Source organism: uncultured Aquincola sp., assembly GCF_964001545.1.
Lineage (GTDB): Bacteria > Pseudomonadota > Gammaproteobacteria > Burkholderiales > Burkholderiaceae_C > Aquincola.
On record NZ_CAXFDV010000040.1, the window covers coordinates 1 to 5702 of the forward strand.

At 68.2% G+C, this 5702-nt stretch carries 4 protein-coding genes; 1 reads left to right on the forward strand and 3 read right to left on the reverse strand.

Features of this window, described 5'->3' with window-relative positions:
* Nucleotides 1-139 precede the first annotated feature (139 nt).
* Together ABNT58_RS01480 and ABNT58_RS01485 are read right to left on the reverse strand one after the other, a co-directional pair.
* The gene (locus ABNT58_RS01480; RefSeq protein WP_348751743.1) at nt 140-2005 is read right to left on the reverse strand and encodes an ATP-binding protein; all 1866 of its coding nucleotides are present in this window, start codon (nt 2003-2005) and stop codon (nt 140-142) included.
* Between the two features lie 116 nt (nt 2006-2121).
* The gene (locus ABNT58_RS01485) at nt 2122-2676 is read right to left on the reverse strand and encodes a hemerythrin domain-containing protein (RefSeq protein WP_348751744.1); all 555 of its coding nucleotides are present in this window, start codon (nt 2674-2676) and stop codon (nt 2122-2124) included.
* 190 nt (nt 2677-2866) lie between these two features.
* Between ABNT58_RS01485 and ABNT58_RS01490 the strand changes: the two genes are divergently transcribed.
* Nucleotides 2867-4300 carry an esterase-like activity of phytase family protein gene (locus ABNT58_RS01490; RefSeq protein ID WP_348751745.1) on the forward strand — a complete coding sequence of 478 codons (1434 nt, stop codon included), beginning with the start codon at nt 2867-2869 and terminating at the stop codon, nt 4298-4300.
* A 43-nt stretch (nt 4301-4343) separates the two neighbouring features.
* Here the strand turns inward: ABNT58_RS01490 and ABNT58_RS01495 are convergent, their stop codons facing one another.
* The gene (locus ABNT58_RS01495; RefSeq protein WP_348751746.1) at nt 4344-5498 is read right to left on the reverse strand and encodes a radical SAM/SPASM domain-containing protein; all 1155 of its coding nucleotides are present in this window, start codon (nt 5496-5498) and stop codon (nt 4344-4346) included.
* Nucleotides 5499-5702: the final 204 nt, after the last annotated feature.

The window sequence follows — 5702 nt, forward strand, 5'->3', positions numbered from 1 at the left end:
GAAACGCCTCAGCGCCGATGATAGTGCGGATTCCCGTGTGAAAGTAGGACATCGTCAGGCTATTTACCCGCGCAGACCCCCGATCAACTCCACGTTGGTCGGGGGTTTTGCCTTTGGGGGATCGAAATTGCAGTGAATATCAGGCTGCAGGCAGGCTGAAATGAAAGGTGGCGCCTTGGCCAGGAATGGCTTGGGCCCAGATACGGCCTTGATGTCGTGCGAGGATGCGCTGCACGATGGACAAGCCGACGCCAGTGCCCTGGTAGCCGTTGGCGGATGGCAGCCGACTGAAGGCCTGGAACAGGTCAGTGGCCTGGGCCATGTCGAAACCAGTGCCGTTGTCCGTGACGGAAAAAATCCAATCATGCCCTTCTCGTTGGCATTTCAGCTGGATCCTCGGTGGGTGGCTGTGTGAGCTGAATTTGAAGGCGTTGGACAAGAGGTTCTGCCACACCTGGCGCAACAAGGCTGGGTCGCCCTGCACCGTGGGCCAGGACATGGGTTGTTCCACCACCGTTCGGCCGTCCTGCAAGCCCGCCAGCACGGCTTCCACCAAGGTCTGCATGCACACCGGTGCCACGCGCAGTGGCTGGTCTTCCACGCGCGAGAGCAGCATCAGCTCGTCCACCAGCTGCGTGAGGCGCCCACACTCCGACTGAAGGGCGTCGAGCACCTGGCGCGTCGGTGATTGCAGCGGGTGGCGGTCACTGCCAAGCACGACCTCCAGCATCTGCGCCATCGCCGCGATCGGTCCCCGCACATCGTGCGCCACGCTTCGGCCAAAGCTGCGCAGGTCGGCATTTGCCTGATCAAGCGATGCCGTTCTATCCTGCACCTTGGCCTCCAGCTGCCCGGTGAGTTCGAGCAGCGCGTGCTCGCGCTCGCGCAGTTGCTGAACGAGCGCCGAGAGCGACGTGGCCAGCTGCGCCACCTCGTTGAACCGGTAGAACCGAGGCGCAGGGGCCGCGCTCGATGACTCGGCCGGCGACACCAGCTGCGCGGCTTGCAGGGCCACGGCGCGCAGCGGAGATGTCAGCCAGCCCGCCAGCCACCATCCGGCGACGCCGAACATCAGCGCGCCCGCCATGCCGTACAGCCAGATGCGCGTCTGCAGCGCGACGGCGGGTTGCAACGCGGTGCGCGCGGATTGCCGCACCACCACCACCCAGCCCAGCCCTGGATAGTCGGCCTGGCCGCGGGTGGCGGTCACGGCAGTGAGGTAGTCTGCGCCGTCGCTCCAGCCTTGCAGGCCTGGCGCAGCACCGGCCCATCGGCCCAGGGATTCGCCGTGGGTTTCCGGCGGGCGGGGTGCAGAAGGGCCGAGCAACACGGTCCCGCTGCGGTTGAGCACCAGGACCTCCACGTCAGCGCCCACTTTGCTGGTGGACAGTGCGGCCCGGCGCAAGGCCTCGGCCCAGCGCATGTCCAGATGGGCGCCCAGCACGCCGGTCGTGCGGCCTGCCAGCTGCACCGGCGCCGCGAAGTCCACCAGGCGCAGGGGTTCCGGGTCGGCGCCGCGGGGCAGCAGGCTGGCCAGCAGCACGGCGTCGTGCACGTCGCCCACGTAGGTACCGCGCAGACCCTGGGCAAACCAGGGACGGGCGGACACGTCGCGGCCCTGCAGCACGCCGCCGGTTGCGGCCACCACACGCCCTTCGAGGTCGGTGACACCGATCCAGGAGTAATAGGGCAGCGTGGTCTGCAGCCGTTCGGCCAGGGCGCGCCAGTCCTGCGGGTCCACCTGCGCACCGATCAACGACTGCAGGGCCGCCAGGTTCCTGATCTCGCGGAAGCGCTCGAACAGGCCGGCGTCGATGGCCTCGGCCAGCCGGCTTGCCATGTGCTGCAAGCTGGCGCCCGAATGCTGCGTGATCTCGTCGCGCACACGCTGGCCGGAGACGACGCCCACCGCAGTGAACGCCACGAGGGCGAGCAGTGCAAAGGCAAGCCCCGTCCTGACCCGGAAGCTGAGGCCACGTGCCAGCATCGAACTGCTCAACTGCATGAAGCCGCCAGGAAGCAGAACACGGCGCGCAGTGTGACCTGCCCGGGTGGGTGCCGTGCTTGCCGCACGTCAAACTAGGGGCACGGGCGGCCCACCCCGCCCGGGGCCGTGGCGCGTCACTCGGCCTCGGCCTCCTCGTCCATGCCCAGGCCCATCTCGGTCATCAGCGCCTGCTTGCGCTCCTGCAACTGCTCGGCCAGCGCCGTCATGTCGAGGCGCGCCTTGCGCACCTGCGGGAAGAGCTCGCCTTCTTCTTCCTTGACGTGATGGTCGATGTACTCGCCCAGGACCTTGACCTTGGCGTCGTACATCTCGTCGGAAGGATCGGATTCCTGGATTTGAGCAATCAGGTCCTTGGCCGAGGCATGCTCGACGTTGGCCTCGTTGACCAGGTCGGGCTCCTTGATGGCTTCCTTGGCGGCCGGGTAAAACAGCTCTTCCTCGATCTGCGCATGCACCGTCAGCATCAGGCAGATCTGGTCGGCGATCTCCTGCTTCTCCTGGTCTTCCGCCTCATGGTCGACCATCTCCTGGTACTGCTGGAAAAGCGCCTTGACCTCGCGGTGGTCTGCGGTGAGCAGCTTGATGGCGTCAGGTCCGTGGGACTTGCTGGCGCTGGTGGAACGCGATCGGGTGGACTTCTTCGCTGCAGCTTTTTTTGCGGTGGCCATGCTGGTTGCTCCGGGAGGGGTGAACCGCGCGACATGCGCGGCACGCTGCTACGGCAACCGGCGTTCCGCACGCCGGCCTGGCGCTGGGCCCGCCGTCGCGGCCCTGTCATACCCCGCGCGAAGAATGTGCGACGCCCCGAACACCGGGCCAGCCCCCCCGGGGGCCGACAACATCCACGGAGGAATGCACATGAAGTACCCCCAACTGGCGCGCCGGCCCGCCGCGCTGGCCGCCGCACTGGCGTTGATGACGCTGGCCGCCGCGCCCGCCCAGGCGGCCAACACCCTGGTCGGCTTTGCCGAGCTGGCGGCCGACACCTTCGCGCCCGGCCCCACCTCGGGCCAGTTCCAGAGCCCCGCCAACGGCGTGGTGCCGCCGTACATCGACAAGCAGTCGGTGCAGGGCTTCTCGGCCGTGCTGCAAGGCCCGGTGGCCGGCAGCTACTACGTGATGCCGGACAACGGCTTCGGCAACAAGGCCAACTCGGTGGACTACCTGCTGCGCATGTACGCGGTGGCGCCCGATTTCCGCACCGCCACCGGCGGCAGCGGCGTGGTCAAGGCGGTGGACTACACCAGCGGCGCGGTGCGCAACAGCTTCGACACCAGCACCTACATCACGCTGCGCGACCCGGACCACAAGCTGGGCTTCTCGCTGGTGGCCTCGGGCGCCTACTACCCGTATTCGGGCGGCACCGGCAACGGCAGCATCGCGGTGGACAGCAGCATCCGCAACGGCCGCCTGCTGACCGGCGGCGACCTGGACATCGAGTCGGTGCGCCGCGACAAGAACGGCAACCTGTGGTTCGGTGAAGAGTTCGGTCCCTTCCTCATCAAGACCGACGCCACCGGCAAGGTGCTGAAGCAGGAAGTGGCGCTGCCCAACTCGCTGGGCATCGGCAGCAACCCGCTGGTGCAGTCGCCGCAGAACCCGTACCTGGGCCCCAACGGCAACAACCTGCGCGGCTCCAACGGCTTCGAGGGCATGGCCATCAACCCCAACGGCGACAAGCTGTACACGCTGCTGGAAGGCCCGATCATCCAGGACCCGAACCAGAAGCGGCTGATCATCAACGAGTTCAGCATCGACAGCGAAAGCTACACCGGCAAGACCTTCGGCTACCGGCTGGACCCGGCGGGCACCAACATCGGCGACATGACGGCGATCAACGACCATGAGTTCCTGGTCATCGAGCGCAATGGCATCCAGGGCACCAGCCCGAACGCGGCCGACATGTTCAAGCGCATCTACAAGATCGACCTGAACAAGGTGGACGCCGACGGCTTTGCCGAAAAGACGCTGGTGGTGGACCTGCTGAACATCGCCGACCCCAACGACCTCAACCGCGACGGCAAGACCACCTTCGACTTTCCGTTCGTGACCATCGAGGACGTGCTGATCCTGGACGCGAACACGCTGCTGGTGATCAACGACAACAACTACCCCGGCAACGGCGGCCGCACGCTGCTGGGCCCGGACAGCACCGAGTTCATCAAGATCCACCTGGACACGGCACTGAACGTGGCCGCGGTGCCCGAGCCCGAGACCTATGCGCTGATGCTCGCCGGCCTGGCCGGCGTGGGCCTGGCGGCTCGACGCCGTCGCGCGCAGGCTCAGCGCTGAAGCGCCGCTGGCGCGGGTGCCGGTGCAATCGCCCGGCGCCCGCCTAGAACGTGCCGTGGTACAGCGCGCACGACTGGCACAGCGAAGGCGGCCGGTCGTCGGTCAAGCCCTTGCGGAAACGCTGGGCGGTGTTGCCGTTCCACGCGGCGTCCAGGTGCACATGGGCTGACGCCGCATCGGCCTCGAACACGCGGCCGAAGCTGGCGCGGTCTGCGGTGGCGGCCATGCAGCAGGGCAGCAGTTCGCCGGCGGCGGTGAAGTACAGCCCCTCCCACGGCCAGCTGCAGCGCGGGCCTGGCGCGCGCGCGGCCTCGGCGGGCGCGGGCCGCAGCGCCGGCAGGTTGAGCTGCAGGCCCAGCTGGCGCGCACGCTGCGCCGCCTGCTCGAACACCGCGGCGGCATGCGGCAGGTCTTCGGCGCGCAGTTCAGCGTCTCGGCTGTAGTCGCGGATGGGGATGTAGCGCGGCGGCAGCGCCTCATGCTCCAGGTCGCTGGACAGCCGCTGCACCAGCAGCTCGTGCACCCGGTGCGCATGCAGCAACTCCACCAGCGCGGGCAGCTCATCGAGGTTGCTGCGCATCAGCACCATCACGCCGCGCACTTCCAGCGCGCTGCCGGCCGCGTCGCGGGCATCGGTGAGCCGGCCCAGGTTGCGCACCACCTTGTCGAACGAGGCCCCATGGCGGATGGCCTGGAAGGTGGGGGCGGTGGCACCGTCGAGCGAAACGGACAAGGCGGCCAGGCCGCTGTCGATGCAGCGCTGCGCGCGCTTGGCCGTCAGCAGCGTGAGATTGGTGTTGGCCGACACGCGGATGCCGCGGCGGGCCGCCAGGCTGACCATGTCGAAAAACTGCGGATGCAGCATCGGCTCGCCCAGGCCTTGCAGGTGCAGCGATTGCAGCTGCGGCATCGCGTCCAGCAGCGCGGCGTAGCGGTCCATCGACAGCGTGGCCACTTCGTCGCCCCGGTGGTTGACGGTGCACATGCCGCAGGCCAGGTTGCAGAGGCCGATGGGCTCGATCTGCGCGAAGGTGGGCAGCGGCACGGCAGGCGCTGCAGCGGGCAGTGGCGGCGTCTGGGGCGTCGGCAGGCTGGCTGCGGCAGGCAGCGTGGCTTCGTCAAAGGGCAGCAGCCGCAGGGCGGGCGTCGCGGCGGGCGAGGTGGGGGCGTCGGCGGGCGTCTGGATCAGGGCGGTCATGCCGGCCGGGGGCAACGTGCGTGCCGCGGTACCGGTGGCCTGGCGTCGCGGTCGCGGTCCGTGCTGCGCGACCGCGACGTCACATCCCCCTAGTTCGTCGTCAGAGCTGTCCGGCAGCGGTCGCCATTTCTTGTTGCAATTGCGCCAGGCGTGCGCGCCGCTCAACAGGAGGAGCCCCCTTGTCGCATGTCTCCGCGCAGGACC

Coding starts and splice junctions, on each gene's coding strand:
- ABNT58_RS01480 (WP_348751743.1), bottom strand. CDS start 2,005: ATGCAGTTGAGCAGTTCGATGCTGGCACGTGGCCTCAGCTTCCGGGTC.
- ABNT58_RS01485 (WP_348751744.1), bottom strand. CDS start 2,676: ATGGCCACCGCAAAAAAAGCTGCAGCGAAGAAGTCCACCCGATCGCGT.
- ABNT58_RS01490 (WP_348751745.1), top strand. CDS start 2,867: ATGAAGTACCCCCAACTGGCGCGCCGGCCCGCCGCGCTGGCCGCCGCA.
- ABNT58_RS01495 (WP_348751746.1), bottom strand. CDS start 5,498: ATGACCGCCCTGATCCAGACGCCCGCCGACGCCCCCACCTCGCCCGCC.